The following is a 14,408-nucleotide window of genomic DNA, read 5'->3' as shown; positions in this document are numbered from 1 at the left end:
TTATATTATTTAAATATTATTTTTGGGGGGGTGGGGTTGTTGGGGTCGGTTTTCAACCCCCACCCCAATCCCCCACCACCCATTGCTCATTAGGGAAATGTATGAGTAAAATTTATCACTCTTCTTTCCCTTCGGTTGCCGGGGGAGATTGAGTTCGGGTTAGAACTTGCTGTGAAATCCTTCCTCTTGTAACAAAAGGAAGCGGTTTTGGAGGTGGCATTTTAATTGGAGCTGTTGTGGCTGAAGAAAAAATAGCGTTTTATTTTAGTTGGGGCTCACTGCTGCACCTCCGGGGAGGTTGGCGGTCAAAGGGGCGCATAAGCGGTCTTGGAAACATACGATCCTATAGCCCGGCCCTTTACCTCAGCCCTAACATTCCCCAACACAGCTCCTCAAAGAACAACCAGGTGTGGGTGTGTTTCCCAACCGCGTTGCGTCCTTTGACCGCCCGAACAACCGAAAAGACCTGCATAAAACTCCCATCATTTAAAAATCCACGCAAAAATTTTATTGAAAACCAATAAATTATAAAAGCCCCCTCCAAAAAACACCCCTCAACCTTTGTTACTTCGAACCAGTTTTCACTACCTTTGCGACCCTGTTTCCATTTTCCCCAGGTTGGTGGAGGAAAGAAGCAGGATAAATTTTCACTCATAACATTTTACAAATGAGCAAACTTCATTTCACTACAAAACATGCGAATGCGGCTACCGTACAACGCAACTGGTTTGTTGTTGACGGTACCAATCAAACCGTGGGACGCATGTGTGCCAAGATTGCCTCTGTTCTTCGTGGTAAGAACAAGGCATATTATACGCCACATGTTGATACCGGGGATTACATTATCGTGATCAATGCAGACAAAGTTAAATTCACAGGCACTAAACTTGACGACAAGGAATACCTGACTTTCTCAGGATATCCCGGTGGTCAGAAAGCGGAAACTGCAAGGGAACTGCTGAAACGCCGTCCTGAGCAGGTTGTAGAGCGCGCTGTAAGAGGCATGCTGCCTAAGAACCGTCTCGGCCGCAAGATGATCAAGAAATTATTTGTGTATGCAGGCGCTGAGCACCAGCACACCGCACAACAACCCAAAGAATTGAAATTTTAAGTAAAGGATCTGAAGGGTAATCCAACAGGTCTACAACTTATCAAATCGTCAAATTGAATTCATGGAAAAGCAAAAAAATGCAATTGGTCGTCGTAAAGAAGCTGTGACAAGGGTATTCCTCAGCAAAGGAACCGGTAAGATCACAGTTAACGACAAAGACTATAAAGAATATTTCCCTCTCGCTTACCTGCAAAATCAGGTGGAGCTTCCTTTGAAAGCCATTCAGGCTACCGATAAGTATGATGTGAAGATCAATGCTGCAGGTGGTGGTATGAAAGGTCAGGCAGAGGCTGCAAAGCTGGGTATCGGCCGTGCGCTGCTGGAACTGAACGCTGAATTCCGTCCTGCTCTGAAAGCAGTAGGTGTTCTGAAACGCGATCCCCGTTCTGTTGAGCGTAAGAAATTCGGTCATAAGAAAGCACGTCGCAGCTACCAGTTCAGCAAACGTTAACAGTAGCAGCCTAAACAACATTTTTCAAATCATATGGCTTAAGGCCACCGCCTGATAGCTAAAAGACAAATAAAAAATGGAAAATAACACTTCATTACAACAGCAATTACTTGATGCAGGTGTACACTTCGGTCACTTGCGTAAGAAGTGGAATCCCAAGATGTTGCCTTACATCTTCGCTGAGAAGAAAGGTATTCACATCATCGACCTGAATAAAACTACAGAGCACCTGCAGGAAGCTGCAGCAGCCCTGAAGCAAATCGCACGCAGCGGTAAAAAGATCATGTTCGTTGGTACTAAAAAACAAGCGAAAGAGATCGTTACTGAATGCGCACGTAAAGTGAACATGCCTTTCGTTACCGAGCGTTGGCTGGGTGGTATGCTTACCAACTTCAACACTGTTCGTAAGAGCGTGAAGAAGATGCAGAGCATCGATAAGTTGCTGGGAGACGGCAGCGCAGAAAGCCTGACCAAGAAAGAGCGCCTCACACTGGGCCGCGACCGTGATAAAATGGACAAAGTACTGGGTGGTATCGCTCAACTGGGCCGTGTACCAACTGCATTGTTCATCATCGACATCGGTCATGAGCATATCGCGCTGGCTGAAGCAAAACGCCTCGGTATCACTACCTTCGGAATGGTAGACACCAACTGCGATCCTAACAAAGTTGATTTCGCAATCCCGTCTAACGACGACGCTACAAAATCAATCGCTATCATCACTCAATACATCACTGCAGCTATCGCTGAAGGTCTGGCTGAACGTCAGGCTGCTAAAGACGAAGACGTAGAAGAAGTAGCTGATGATGAAAAAGAAAAGAAAGCTGCACGTATCCAGGCTGAAGCAGAAGCTGAAGGTGGACGTGGCGCCGGACGCAGACCAGGTGGTAACACCGGTGGCGGTACTGGTGGCAACCATGGTGGCGGTCAGAAACGCCGTGTAGGCGGTCCTGGCGGCGGTGGTGCTAACCGCAGACCCGGTGGCGGCAGATAATTGCTGACGCTAACGCTGTGATCAAATTTTGTAACTTTTTCAATATTAGAATATGTCAACTGTTGCTATTACAGCCGCTGATATCAATAAACTCCGCCAGATGACTGGCGCAGGTATGATGGACTGCCGCAAAGCCCTCACCGAAACAAACGGTGACTTTGAAGCTGCTATCGACTGGCTACGTAAGAAAGGTGCGAAAGTTGCCGCTCTGCGTGGCGACCGTGAAGCTAAAGAAGGTGTGGTTCTCGCAAAAACAACTGCCGACAACAAAACCGGCATCGCTCTTTGCGTAAGCTGCGAAACTGACTTCGTAAGCAAGAATGCAGACTTCATTGCATTCGCCCAATCAATCATCGATGCTGCTATCGCCAACAACGTGAAAAGTGTTGATGAGCTGAACGGTCTTTCCATCAATGGCGCTAAAGTTGCCGACCTCGTGAACGATAAGCTCGCTTCTATCGGCGAAAAGATCGGTATCACCAAGTTCGAGCGCGTAGACGCTGACTTCGTTGCCTCTTACATCCACGGTGCAAACCGTATCGGTGTACTGGTAGGTATGAATCAGCCCGCTGCTGATGCCGGAAGGGATATCGCTATGCAGATCGCTGCGATGAACCCCGTTGCTGTTGATGCTTCTTCTGTTCCCGCCACTACTGTAGAGCGTGAAAGAGCCATCATCGTAGAGCAAATCAAAACCGATCCCAAAATGGAAGGTAAACCTGAAGAAATGATCGCCAAGATCGCTGAAGGTAAACTGAACGCCTTCTTTAAAGAAAGCACCCTGCTCAATCAGGCTTTTGTGAAAGACAACGGTAAATCCGTTGCTGACTTCCTGAAGAGCGTAAGCGCTGACCTGAAGGTTACAGAGTTCAAACGCGTTGCCCTCGGATAATCCAGGCAATCCGCATAAATTCTGAAAAAGGGACCTCCAAAAGGTCCCTTTTTCTATTCAGATATCATGCTGCGCATTGTTCCGCCGCCTTCGGGCGCACCGGAAACCCCGGCCGGGAATACGGCAATTACCCCGCTCCGGAAAGCGCAGCCGGAGCCTCCTCCTGAATATTGAATAAACAGTTAGAAAAAAATCTTTTCTTTGCACGAACATTGATACCGGGATGGTATCCTTTACCAATGCTTCCCGGTAGTGCAGACAAGAATTATTAAACAGAAATCTACAATTTATTACATGCTGCCAAAGTACAAACGTGTTCTCGTGAAGTTATCGGGCGAATCATTAATGGGAGATAAAAATTTTGGCATGGACCCGGTGATCATAGAACAATATGCGCGGGACATCAAGGAAATTGTAGAACTGGGCGTGCAGGTGGCCATTGTGATCGGCGGTGGAAATATCTACCGTGGAATGAATGAAGCGGAAACCGGCATCGAAAGAGCGCACGGCGATTACATGGGAATGCTGGCTACAGTGATCAATGGAATGGCTATGCAGGCCATGCTGGAGAAAATAGGTGTGTATACACGCCTCCAGAGCGCTATCAAAATGGAACAGATCGCAGAACCTTACATTCGCCGCAGGGCCATCCGCCACGTGGAAAAAGGAAGAGTAGTAATCTTCGGAGCCGGTACCGGTAACCCGTATTTCACCACCGATACTGCCGGATCCCTCAGAGCTATCGAGATCCAGGCTGATGTGATCCTCAAAGGAACCCGTGTAGATGGCATCTACACCGCCGATCCGGAGAAAGATCCCACAGCCAAAAAGTATGAGACCATCACTTTCCAGGAATGTATCTCAAACAATCTCCGCGTAATGGATATGACCGCATTCACGCTCTGCATGGAAAATAACCTTCCTATCATCGTGTTTGATATGAATACCTCCGGAAACCTCAAAAGAGTGATCTGCGGAGAAAAAGTTGGAACATTGGTAAAAGGCTGAGAACCAGCTTCTGAAAAATATTAAGTCAGCTATTTGCATATCTGATTCGATCGCATTAATTTAGGCACTGAAAAACCACCATTCAAGGTGGTTTTTTTATTCTTCCCCATCCGTTCAAGTCCATTGAAAGCCCGCATGCCTGCTCCGAAAAAAACCACCGGCCTCGGCCCTCTGAACCATTATTATGAATGAATTGATTGTCATCCTGGGATATCAGATCTCCGTGGGGATATGGGAAATACTCATATTCCAGCTAGGCGCCATGGTGCTGGGGTTCTTCATTCATTTCTTTCTTGTCAACCGCAAATCAGCCCTCCCTACCGCATCGGAACATTCAGTACTGGCTACCTCAGCCATCGATCCCGGTGAATGGAAACTCAAATACCTCGAAGATCAGGACGTACAGAAAAAAGTAGTGGAAGAATTGAAACGTGAGCTTGCGGCCGCACAGGAAAATGAAGAACTGTTAGGCATCGAGCTGGAGGAAATGAAGAAAACGATACTGGAAATACAAAATAAGCCCGCGCCCTCAAAGCAGGCACAGTCAACGGTTTCAGACTATCAGATACCAGAGCATCAGCAACGCATCGCGCGGCTGCAGGAACAGCTTGAGATGATGCGCGACTTCGAAAGAAAATATACGGAATCTCAATCACTCAATGAACAGATGAGCATGCAGCTCCGCGAGTGGCGCTCCATCAATGTTGAACAGGAAGCCATGATCAGACATTTGAAACAGGAGCAGCTCCTTGTTGTGGAAATGAAAGACAGGCTCGCCCAATCCCAGGAAGAATTCCAGGGACTGCAGGAGAAACTGAGAAAACTGGAAACTTATCTTGCTCAGCCGCATCACCGCAATTTTGAATTTGAAGACCTCCAGCAGAACTATATCCGGCTCACCAAAGAGCATGATGAGATCCGCTTCAAACAAATGACCATCCTGGAAGAGAACCAACGCCTGACAAGGCTTATGGCCGATACGGAAGATAAACTGAGAGAAGCCAACTTCCAGCGTCAGGGCCTGCTCAAAAAGATCACCTACCTCGAAGAACTCAATTTCGACCTCCAGCAACTCAGCGGGCACAATAAAAAACTTGAAATGCAGTTGAAACGCCTCAACGAAATCGAGAGCCTTATCAGCAAATCCACTACCGGCCGCAAATCCGAAGGTTAAAGAAGGCGCTCCGGCCAAAAAATTTCCGATCCCGCAAGCGTAATTTCCATTTTCCCCTGAATCGGGTATTGTTTACATATATGGTTATCTGTACATTTAACCAAACTAAAATCACTATGAACTTAATTCAACGCGCCAAGAATATCCTGACCACTCCAAAAACAGAATGGAATGTAGTGGCGGGTGAAACGGCCACTTTAGGATCCCTGCTCACTGGTTATGTACTTCCATTATCATTGATCCCTGCTGTTTGTTCTTTCCTGGGTGGCTTCATTTTCGGTGGTATGCTGCTGGGTGTTACTTACGGTATTGTAATGGCCGTAGTATCCATCGTGGGTGCTATTCTTGCATTTGTTATCGGAACCTACATCATCGATGCGCTGGCCCCAAGTTTCAAGTCTGAGAAAAATCTGGGTGCGTCCGCACAGCTCATGGCTTACTCGGCAACCGCTATCTGGGTGGCTGGTATCCTTGGTATCATTCCTTTCCTGGGATGGCTGGCAGCCCTTGCAGGCGCGGCTTACAGCATTTACCTGATGTATCTGGGACTGGGCCCGGTAAAGAAAACTCCGGAAGATCAGCGTGTGTTGTACGTGATCATCGCAATCGTAGTTTATTGGGTTGTGAACCTGATCATCACCATGCTCATTGGCGGTATTGTAGTTGCCAGCGTTCTTGGCCTCGGAGTCGGCATGATGCGCGGTGGTTTATAATGATATCATCACCTAACTTATATCAGCACCGTTCATGAGAACGGTGCTTTTTTATTTGTGTGAATTGAAGGAGTTTTGCTGAATAAACTATTCCGATGAGTACCATTGCAGATATCCGGACAGACTACCGCCAGCGGTCCCTTTCAGAGAATGATGTGCAGCCCGATCCACTACAGCAGTTTGGTATATGGTGGGATGAGGCCGTATCCTCTAAAATAGAAGAAGTGAATGCCATGACCCTGGCAACCGCTTCGGTAGACGGTCTGCCGGCAGCACGCATAGTATTGATGAAAGGGTATGACCAGCGTGGTTTCATGTTCTTCACTAACTACGAGAGCTTCAAGGGACAGCAGCTGGCAGAAAACCCAAGGGCCTGCCTGGTGTTCTTCTGGAAAGAACTGGAAAGGCAGGTGCGCATCACCGGCCTGGTGGAAAAACTGAGTGAAAAGGAAAGTGATGAATATTTCGATAGCCGTCCCGAAGGAAGCCGGCTCGGAGCCTGGGTGTCACCACAGAGCCAGGTAATAGAGAACAGGCAGTGGCTCGATATCGAGGAAGCGAAGAAAAAAGATGAATTCAGCGGAAAAGAAATTGCACGTCCCGCACATTGGGGAGGATACCTGGTAAAACCTGTGATCGTGGAGTTCTGGCAGGGCCGCCCCAGCCGTCTGCACGACAGGATCCAGTATACATTGGGAGAGAAGGGAGAATGGCTGATCGAGCGTCTGGCGCCTTAGGATCTGATAAGAAGAAAATAAAAGAAGGATGATGATAAGTTGAAAAGTTAACTGCTGGATGACTGATCCGGCTGATAACTTTTCAACCTCTTATCGCAAGCTTATTTGTTGTCGGCTTTAGCGGCAACTTTTTTTGTTCTTGCTGGTCTGCTTTTTCCGAAAGATCCTTTGAAGATCTTTCCTTTCTTGGTTTTTTTATCACCTCTACCCATGTTGAAAAGAATTTGTAATTAATAAATAACGAATGGCAAAAATACCAAAAAAAAAGTCCCGATACCAAGAGTATCGGAACTTTCCGTGCAGTTGATGCAGCTTTTATAATTTAGCTTGCAGCTCTTTACCTGCTTTGAAACGGGCAACTTTCTTCGCCTTGATCTTGATCACAGCGCCAGTTTGAGGATTACGTCCGTTACGGGCAGCTCTTTTGGAAACGGAGAAAGTTCCGAAACCAACCAGCGTTACTTTACCACCACCTTTCAGGGTTTTGGTAACAGCCTCTACGAAAGAATCCAAAGTAGCATTAGCTTGTGTTTTAGTGATACCTGCATCATCAGCAAGCTTGGCAATTAATTCAGCTTTGTTCATAGTGTAATGTTTTAAATATGCAGGAACAAATTTAGCCGCTTTTTGTTTCCAACAAAATTTTTCTGCACTAAAATTAACAATTGAGAAAATGGCTGCAAGCCGCTTGGGGCAAGGATTATAGGAAAAATACTATTTTCCTCAATTACACGTTACCGGGTGTGTTACACGCTGAAACCCGCTCTGGTATTGTGTTTCACAGCTATTGGCTGAAATGCTGTACAGCATTGGGTTTGCCAAGAATATACAATATTTTTTACCAGCTTCCTGATTAAAATAATCTTATCCACACTCAGTTCACAATCTCCATTATGCTGCGAAATGCGATGAAATTATCACCCCATTTATTATATCCGTCTTCCCGCAAACGAGATGAATGTTCATTGATATATCTCTCATAATCCCCGAATGATTCCGCATAATACTGAGCTGCGTAAGTAGGCCCTTCCTCTTCTTCCGTATCCAACAGCTTCACCAGCTGGTTGCGGGCAAAACAACCGGTGGCCATCACATCGGGCATATGTGTACCGGTCATCCATTTCAACCATGCGTCGTGAATGGCCCAGCTTACTTTGATTGTTACATTATATATAAACATACCGTCAATTTATGCCAGTTCCAGGTAAACCGGGCAGTGATCGCTTTGTTTTACATCAGGATAGATGGCAGCCGCTTTAACGCGCGGGGCAAGGCTTTCAGTAACATTGATGTAATCGATACGCCATCCCTTGTTCTGCGCACGAACGCTGGGGAAACGCTGACTCCACCAGGTGTACCAGTGGGGATCAGGGTTCAGCTTACGGAAGGTGTCCACCCAGCCTGCACCATAGAATTTATCCAGCCAGGCACGTTCTTCAGGAAGAAAACCGGAGTTTTTCTTATTGCCCTTCGGATCATGGATATCAATTTCTCCATGCGCGATATTGTAATCACCACAAAGCACCAGGTTGGGTTTGGTCTGACGCAACTCGCCCACATAATGGAAAATTTCATCCAGCCAGGAGTATTTATAGGCCTGTCTTTCATCTCCTGAGGTGCCGGAAGGGAAGTAGGCATTGATGATCCGGATATCTCCCAGATCGATCTGTAATACCCTTCCTTCGTCGTCACTCACCTGGTGACCTGTACCATAAACCACATTATCCGCCTTTTGTTTGGAAAAGATAGCCACGCCACTGTATCCTTTTTTCTGAGCACTGAACCAGTAGTCGTGAAAGCCCAGGTCATTGAACTGTTTATAGTCCACATTATCGCGATGGGCCTTGGTTTCCTGCAGGCAGATGATATCGGCCGGATCGGTTTTCAGCCAATCCATCAGCCCTTTGTTCATTGCAGCCCGCAGACCATTAACATTATAACTGATGATGCGCATGAGATTATTCTTTAATTTGGCGGGCAATTTACACCATTGGCATGGAAGCAGCATCAGCAAAAAAACGACAGGTAGATCCGATCATCCCTCCAAAAGAGCATGTGTACCTCGACGGGCCAAAGAGCCGTGGATATGAATTAAAATTCATATGGAAGGTAGCCGCCCAGTTCATGAAATCTTTCCGTACCCTGCACTTCATCAAGCCGGCCATTACGGTATTCGGCTCCGCCAGGTTCAAGGAAGATCATCCATACTATAAAGTGGCCATGGATTTCGGACAACGGATCGGAGAGCTCGGCTTCACCACCATGACCGGTGGCGGACCCGGTATCATGGAAGCCGCCAACCGCGGGGCTTTTGAGAATGGTTACCAGTCCGTTGGCTGCAATATCATGCTGCCCTTCGAACAACATGCCAACCCCTACCTGCATAAGTCGCTCATGTTTGAGCACTTCTTTGTAAGAAAGGTGGTAATGGTGAAATACTCCTACGCGTTCATCATCCTGCCCGGCGGCTTCGGCACCATGGACGAATTCTTTGAAACCCTTACCCTGGTGCAAACCCGCACCATCACACAGTTTCCCATCGTGCTCTTCGGGAAAGTATACCACCAGGAACTCTGGGATTACCTGGAATTCATGGCAGTTCAGGGAACCATCTCCAAAGAGGACCTTAACCTGGTGTTGCTGACAGACGATATAGATGAAGCAATGAACCATATACAGACCTACATCACCAGCAATTTCAAAGTGAAACCACGGAAACGCCTGTGGTGGCTGTTTGAAAAGAAGTAGCTCACTGTCACCAATATCCTACATCAGGTCAATTTACATTGATCCAATTTTGTGTTAACTTCGGTACGGCCTGCGTGCGTACCCGGTGTTTCGTCTACTTTTGCTGCCTTTTATTTTAATTAACCCTAACTCACCGTTATGCGTAAGTGGCTGTGGAAGCGCTTGAAAATTGCAGGTTTTACGTTACTGGGATTGATACTGATCACTTTCCTCCTTCCTTATTTCTTCCCGGAATTTGTTGCCAAAAAGATCAAGATCTGGTCTAACCAGGCATTGGCCACCGAAGTGAATTTCAGTAAAGCCAGACTGTCTTTCTTCAACCACTTTCCATCCCTCACCCTTACGCTGCACGACTTCACCCTGAAAGGCTCCGCACCATTCACCAATGCCAACCTGGTAGAGGCCGATGAGGTGGCGCTGGGAATCGATCTCAGTTCCGTTTTTGCGAGTAAGATCAATATCAACCAGATCTTCCTGGATAAAGGAAAGATAGACATACAGGTATCTGAAGACGGTCAGCCCAATTACAATGTTTACAAATCTGAACCGGATACCGCTACAACCGCAGCCACACCTGATTCCGCAGGGGCTTCCCTGAAACTGGAAAATATCCACCTGGATAAAACGGAACTGGTGTATAACGACCGCTCCCTGCCCATGGCCATCTCAGCCAAAGGCTTTCACTACACCGGCTCCGGGGATCTCAGCAAGGCCATCTTTGACCTTCATTCCGATCTGCGGATCGATAGTTTCAAACTCACCTACGACGGACAGACCTATATCACAGATAAGAAATTGCAGGCAGACCTCATCACCAAGATCAATACCAGCTCACTTACCCTGCTTTTTGAAAAGAATGACCTGCTGATCAACCGCCTGCCCGTACAATTACATGGCATCTTTGAATTCCTGAAAGATGGCTACAATATGGACTTCAACCTCCGGTCAAAAGAGACCGATCTTCATGATGTGATCACCGCCATCCCGCAGGAATACCTTCACTATTTCGATAACACCGAAATAACCGGACATACTGAAATCGTTGCCTCTCTCAAAGGGAATTACAGCGCTGCCACCAATGATATGCCCAGCCTGGCTTTCAATATGAAAGTAACGGACGGATTCGTGAGCCATAACAAAGCGAAACTTCCCGCCAAAAATCTCCGGCTGAACCTGGATGCGAAGCTTCCGGCATTGAATACAGACAGTCTTACCATCAGTATCGATTCCTTCTTCTTCAATATCGATAAAGACTATTTCAATTCCGTGATCTTCCTGAAAGGACTGAATGTACCTTATATAAAATCAAAGCTGCAGGCGGATATCGACCTCGCCAGCCTGGGCGCGGCATTCGGACTCAAGGATATGGAATTCAAAGGAAGGTACAGGCTCAACTTCGATGCAGACGGCACTTATAAAACAGGACAGAAACCCGGGAGCCATCGCAAAGACACCGTGATCACCAGCATCCCTGTTTTTAACCTGGAGTCTTCGCTCACTGACGGATTCATCAAATTTGCTGCACTGCCACAGGGCGTTGAGCAGATCAGCTTCAAGCTCAATGCAGATTGTAAAGACGGCGTTTATGAACACACGCAGCTGAATGTGCAGGAGATCAATGCAAAAGTGTTGTCTAACTTTATCAAAGGACACTTCAATATTGTGAATGCCGCCGACTATCCCCTGGAAGGCCAGTTACAGACAGTATTTCATCTCTCAGACATCAAACAGTTCTATCCGCTCGACAGCCTTGATCTGGCCGGCGACCTGAACATCGATATCAATACAAAAGGGAAATTCAACCCCTCCAAACAACTCTTTCCCGTTACTACGGCGTTGCTTCGTATGAACAACGGCTCCGTGAAAACGAAATACTATCCCGCACCATTGCAGAAGATCAATATTGATGCTGCCATCACCAATACCACCGGCAAATACAATGATCTGAAAGTAGACCTGAAACCAGTTTCATTTGAACTGGAGAATATGCCATTTATGGTGCAGGCTTCCCTTGCTCAGTTCGCAGACCTGAAATACCAGATCGTGAGCAAAGGCACGCTTGACCTGGGTAAGATCTACAAGCTCTTCGCCATCCAGGGATACAATGTGAATGGCTTTATTCAAACCGATCTCTCGCTCCGGGGCCGCCAGAGCGATGCTACTGCAGGCAGGTATGAAAAGCTTTTCAATAAAGGAACGATGAAACTGCGCGATATCGCTTTGACCACGGAAATGCTGCCAAAACCTTTCTTCATCAACAATGGTCTCTTCCGCTTTGACCAGGACAAGATGTGGTTCGATACATTCAAAGCGAAATACGGCAATACCAACCTCACGATGAATGGCTATCTTTTCAACGTCTTCAATTACGCATTCAAACCGAAGGAGGCATTGAAAGGAAAGTTTGAACTGAGTACGCCGAAATTCTTTGTGGACGAATGGATGGCCTTCTCCGGCGCCCCTGACGCCAATGCCCCTGAAAGCAAATCCTCCGGTGTGGTGATGGTGCCCACCAACCTCGATATCAACGTAACTGCCAATGCGGGAAAAGTGATCTACCAGAATATCGAGCTCTATGATTTTAAGGGAGGCCTTACTATTTCAAACGGAACGCTGAGTTTGCAGGAAACAGGTTTCACGCTGGTGGATGCTCCGATTGTTATGGATGCTACCTACAAGAGCAGCTCTCCTTACAAAGCAATATTTGATTATCATATCAAGGCTGAAACCCTGGATGTGAAGAAGGCATATAAAGGGATCGATATGTTCCGCCAGATGGCGCCCGCTGCGGAAAAAGCAGAAGGGCAGATCTCGCTGGATTACAGTTTGAGTGGCCGGTTGAACGCGGATATGATGCCTGTATATCCTTCTTTGAAAGGAGAAGGTGTGATCACCGTGCAGAAAGTGAAGATGAAAGGATTTCGGTTAATGAACGCCGTTAGTACAGCTACCGGCAAAGATGGTATCAGGGACCCGGACCTTTCCAAAGTGGACATCAAAACAAAGATTGCCAACAATATCATTACCATCGAACGTGTGAAGATGAAAGTCTCCGGCTTCCGTCCGCGCTTTGAAGGCCAGGTGAGTTTTGATGGAAAGTTCAACCTGCATGGAAGACTGGGCCTGCCGCCGTTCGGGATCATCGGCATACCGTTCTCTGTTACGGGTAACAGGGATAACCCGAAGGTGAAGCTGAGGAAAAGCAAGGAGGGGGATGAACTGGAAGAGGAAATGGATGAGGAGGAAGGTGTTAAATCGGATTCCACTAATAATCAATAATTTAAGATAAGGATCCTTGTAATTTTAAAGTTTAGGTTTAAAATTGCAAGGATTATTTTTACTTTACCTTGTAAATCGAATATTTAATATTAGATTTACAAGGATGATCGAAAGGAAAATCAAAAAAGAAATACTTCAATTACTGGAGGAATTCCCGGCTGTCGGGCTTTTAGGGCCTCGTCAGGTTGGAAAAACCACCCTATCAGAAATCTTAGCCGAAGAATTAAAGCCCACGCCTGTTTATCTGGATCTGGAAACTCCTTCTAACCTTGCGAGGATTGAAGAACCTGAATCATATTTTGATCTTCAGACAGGAAAGTTGATCATTCTTGATGAAATTCAAAGAGTGCCTGAATTGTTTGCGATTCTTCGTGGAGTGATTGATCGCAAGAGAAAAAAAGGGCACAGGACCGGACAGTTCCTTATTCTTGGTTCAGCTTCTTTAGAGCTATTAAAACAATCCTCTGAAACACTTGCGGGAAGGATCGCATATAAGGAATTGACAGGACTGATGATTGATGAAGTGGGAAATGAAAAGACTGGAGAATTATGGCTTCGTGGAGGCTTCCCTGATAGTTTCATGGCGAACTCCGATGAGGCAAGTTTAAGATGGAGACAAAACTTTATCAGTACCTACCTGGAGCGTGATGTGCCACAGTTTGGAGGCAGGGTGCCTGCGAATAGTTTAAGATTGTTGTGGACGATGCTGGCGCATAATCAGGGAACTCAACTTAACGTAGCACAGCTTGGAGCTAATCTTGGAGTTACGGCTCCAACAGCGAAAAGATATATAGAGTTATTGGAGGATTTGTTGTTGGTGAGGGTGATAAGACCATGGGCAGGTAATATTGCTAAACGACTTGTAAAGTCGCCTAAAATTTATATCCGTGATAGTGGGCTTACCCACGCATTACTGAATATAGCAACTCTCGATGATTTGATGGGACACCCCATTGTTGGTGCAAGCTGGGAAGGGTTTGTGATTGAAAATTTGATTTCAAACCTGCCCATTGGCGCAACCTATTGGTTTTATCGGACAGCTGCAGGAGCCGAAATAGATCTGGTGATTGAGAAAGGCTCCAAAAACAGGATTGCTATTGAAATAAAAAGATCTATTGCTCCAAAGGTCTCCAAAGGATTTTATATTGGTTGTGAAGATATTGAAGCAACGCATAAATATGTAGTATATCCAGGTGATGAAAGATTTTCGTTAGGAGATAATGTGACAGCCATCTCACTACCAGAAATCATGAATGTAATCAGTCAAAAAAATGAGATAAACAAGACGGCCCGCTGATCAT

15 protein-coding genes are annotated in these 14,408 nt (G+C 46.4%); 11 read left to right on the top strand and 4 right to left on the bottom strand.

Annotated features, from left to right (window positions below; all coding sequences use genetic code 11):
• The first annotated feature begins 667 nt into the window (after positions 1-667).
• From rplM to pdxH, 8 genes are all read left to right on the top strand, one after another.
• Complete coding sequence (gene rplM / locus ACTHMC_RS02995) at positions 668-1,111, top strand: 50S ribosomal protein L13 (protein ID WP_440410696.1); 444 nt, start codon at positions 668-670, stop codon at positions 1,109-1,111.
• Between the two features lie 61 nt (positions 1,112-1,172).
• Positions 1,173-1,562 carry a 30S ribosomal protein S9 gene (rpsI, locus tag ACTHMC_RS02990; protein WP_440410694.1) on the top strand — a complete coding sequence of 130 codons (390 nt, stop codon included), beginning with the start codon at positions 1,173-1,175 and terminating at the stop codon, positions 1,560-1,562.
• A 76-nt stretch (positions 1,563-1,638) separates the two neighbouring features.
• Positions 1,639-2,556, top strand: coding sequence for a 30S ribosomal protein S2 (rpsB, locus tag ACTHMC_RS02985; protein ID WP_440410692.1), 918 nt, complete (start codon positions 1,639-1,641; stop codon positions 2,554-2,556).
• Between the two features lie 52 nt (positions 2,557-2,608).
• Positions 2,609-3,448: a translation elongation factor Ts gene (tsf, locus tag ACTHMC_RS02980; RefSeq protein ID WP_440410690.1), complete on the top strand. Its 840-nt coding sequence runs from the start codon at positions 2,609-2,611 to the stop codon at positions 3,446-3,448.
• A gap of 294 nt (positions 3,449-3,742) precedes the next feature.
• Positions 3,743-4,456, top strand: coding sequence for a UMP kinase (gene pyrH / locus ACTHMC_RS02975; protein WP_440410688.1), 714 nt, complete (start codon positions 3,743-3,745; stop codon positions 4,454-4,456).
• Between the two features lie 184 nt (positions 4,457-4,640).
• Complete coding sequence (locus tag ACTHMC_RS02970) at positions 4,641-5,630, top strand: hypothetical protein (protein ID WP_440410686.1); 990 nt, start codon at positions 4,641-4,643, stop codon at positions 5,628-5,630.
• A gap of 116 nt (positions 5,631-5,746) precedes the next feature.
• Positions 5,747-6,343 carry a Yip1 family protein gene (locus ACTHMC_RS02965; protein ID WP_440410684.1) on the top strand — a complete coding sequence of 199 codons (597 nt, stop codon included), beginning with the start codon at positions 5,747-5,749 and terminating at the stop codon, positions 6,341-6,343.
• Between the two features lie 95 nt (positions 6,344-6,438).
• Entirely contained in the window at positions 6,439-7,080 is a 642-nt protein-coding gene (pdxH, locus tag ACTHMC_RS02960; RefSeq protein WP_440410682.1) for a pyridoxamine 5'-phosphate oxidase, read from the top strand.
• A gap of 101 nt (positions 7,081-7,181) precedes the next feature.
• Here the strand turns inward: pdxH and ACTHMC_RS02955 are convergent, their stop codons facing one another.
• The 4 genes from ACTHMC_RS02955 to ACTHMC_RS02940 all read right to left on the bottom strand — a co-directional run bounded on the left by ACTHMC_RS02955 (position 7,182) and on the right by ACTHMC_RS02940 (position 9,034).
• Positions 7,182-7,292, bottom strand: coding sequence for a 30S ribosomal protein THX (locus tag ACTHMC_RS02955; RefSeq protein WP_440410680.1), 111 nt, complete (start codon positions 7,290-7,292; stop codon positions 7,182-7,184).
• 103 nt (positions 7,293-7,395) lie between these two features.
• Positions 7,396-7,746: an HU family DNA-binding protein gene (locus ACTHMC_RS02950; RefSeq protein ID WP_440410698.1), complete on the bottom strand. Its 351-nt coding sequence runs from the start codon at positions 7,744-7,746 to the stop codon at positions 7,396-7,398.
• Between the two features lie 208 nt (positions 7,747-7,954).
• On the bottom strand, positions 7,955-8,260 hold the full coding sequence (locus tag ACTHMC_RS02945; protein ID WP_440410678.1) for a DUF4286 family protein: 306 nt from the start codon (positions 8,258-8,260) through the stop codon (positions 7,955-7,957).
• A gap of 9 nt (positions 8,261-8,269) precedes the next feature.
• Positions 8,270-9,034, bottom strand: a complete 765-nt coding sequence (locus ACTHMC_RS02940) for an exodeoxyribonuclease III (RefSeq protein ID WP_440410676.1) — start codon at positions 9,032-9,034, stop codon at positions 8,270-8,272.
• 41 nt (positions 9,035-9,075) lie between these two features.
• Here ACTHMC_RS02940 and ACTHMC_RS02935 point away from each other — a divergent pair, with 41 nt between their 5' ends.
• The 3 genes from ACTHMC_RS02935 to ACTHMC_RS02925 all read left to right on the top strand — a co-directional run bounded on the left by ACTHMC_RS02935 (position 9,076) and on the right by ACTHMC_RS02925 (position 14,404).
• Entirely contained in the window at positions 9,076-9,828 is a 753-nt protein-coding gene (locus tag ACTHMC_RS02935; protein WP_440410674.1) for a TIGR00730 family Rossman fold protein, read from the top strand.
• Positions 9,829-9,966: 138 nt separating this feature from the next.
• Positions 9,967-13,107, top strand: a complete 3,141-nt coding sequence (locus ACTHMC_RS02930) for an AsmA family protein (protein WP_440410672.1) — start codon at positions 9,967-9,969, stop codon at positions 13,105-13,107.
• A gap of 103 nt (positions 13,108-13,210) precedes the next feature.
• Positions 13,211-14,404 carry an ATP-binding protein gene (locus tag ACTHMC_RS02925; protein WP_440410670.1) on the top strand — a complete coding sequence of 398 codons (1,194 nt, stop codon included), beginning with the start codon at positions 13,211-13,213 and terminating at the stop codon, positions 14,402-14,404.
• Positions 14,405-14,408 lie beyond the last annotated feature (4 nt).

Source organism: Pseudobacter sp., from assembly GCF_051955275.1.
Taxonomy (GTDB): Bacteria; Bacteroidota; Bacteroidia; order Chitinophagales; family Chitinophagaceae; genus Pseudobacter.
This window is presented reverse-complemented; position numbering and strand designations above follow the sequence as displayed.

Bases quoted from the DNA above. Each gene is read 5' to 3' on its own strand.
- rplM (WP_440410696.1), top strand. From the start codon at position 668: ATGAGCAAACTTCATTTCACTACAAAACATGCGAATGCGGCTACCGTA.
- rpsI (WP_440410694.1), top strand. From the start codon at position 1,173: ATGGAAAAGCAAAAAAATGCAATTGGTCGTCGTAAAGAAGCTGTGACA.
- tsf (WP_440410690.1), top strand. From the start codon at position 2,609: ATGTCAACTGTTGCTATTACAGCCGCTGATATCAATAAACTCCGCCAG.
- rpsB (WP_440410692.1), top strand. From the start codon at position 1,639: ATGGAAAATAACACTTCATTACAACAGCAATTACTTGATGCAGGTGTA.
- ACTHMC_RS02945 (WP_440410678.1), bottom strand. From the start codon at position 8,260: ATGTTTATATATAATGTAACAATCAAAGTAAGCTGGGCCATTCACGAC.
- ACTHMC_RS02935 (WP_440410674.1), top strand. From the start codon at position 9,076: ATGGAAGCAGCATCAGCAAAAAAACGACAGGTAGATCCGATCATCCCT.
- ACTHMC_RS02925 (WP_440410670.1), top strand. From the start codon at position 13,211: ATGATCGAAAGGAAAATCAAAAAAGAAATACTTCAATTACTGGAGGAA.
- ACTHMC_RS02930 (WP_440410672.1), top strand. From the start codon at position 9,967: ATGCGTAAGTGGCTGTGGAAGCGCTTGAAAATTGCAGGTTTTACGTTA.
- pdxH (WP_440410682.1), top strand. From the start codon at position 6,439: ATGAGTACCATTGCAGATATCCGGACAGACTACCGCCAGCGGTCCCTT.
- ACTHMC_RS02965 (WP_440410684.1), top strand. From the start codon at position 5,747: ATGAACTTAATTCAACGCGCCAAGAATATCCTGACCACTCCAAAAACA.
- ACTHMC_RS02940 (WP_440410676.1), bottom strand. From the start codon at position 9,034: ATGCGCATCATCAGTTATAATGTTAATGGTCTGCGGGCTGCAATGAAC.
- ACTHMC_RS02955 (WP_440410680.1), bottom strand. From the start codon at position 7,292: ATGGGTAGAGGTGATAAAAAAACCAAGAAAGGAAAGATCTTCAAAGGA.
- ACTHMC_RS02970 (WP_440410686.1), top strand. From the start codon at position 4,641: ATGAATGAATTGATTGTCATCCTGGGATATCAGATCTCCGTGGGGATA.
- pyrH (WP_440410688.1), top strand. From the start codon at position 3,743: ATGCTGCCAAAGTACAAACGTGTTCTCGTGAAGTTATCGGGCGAATCA.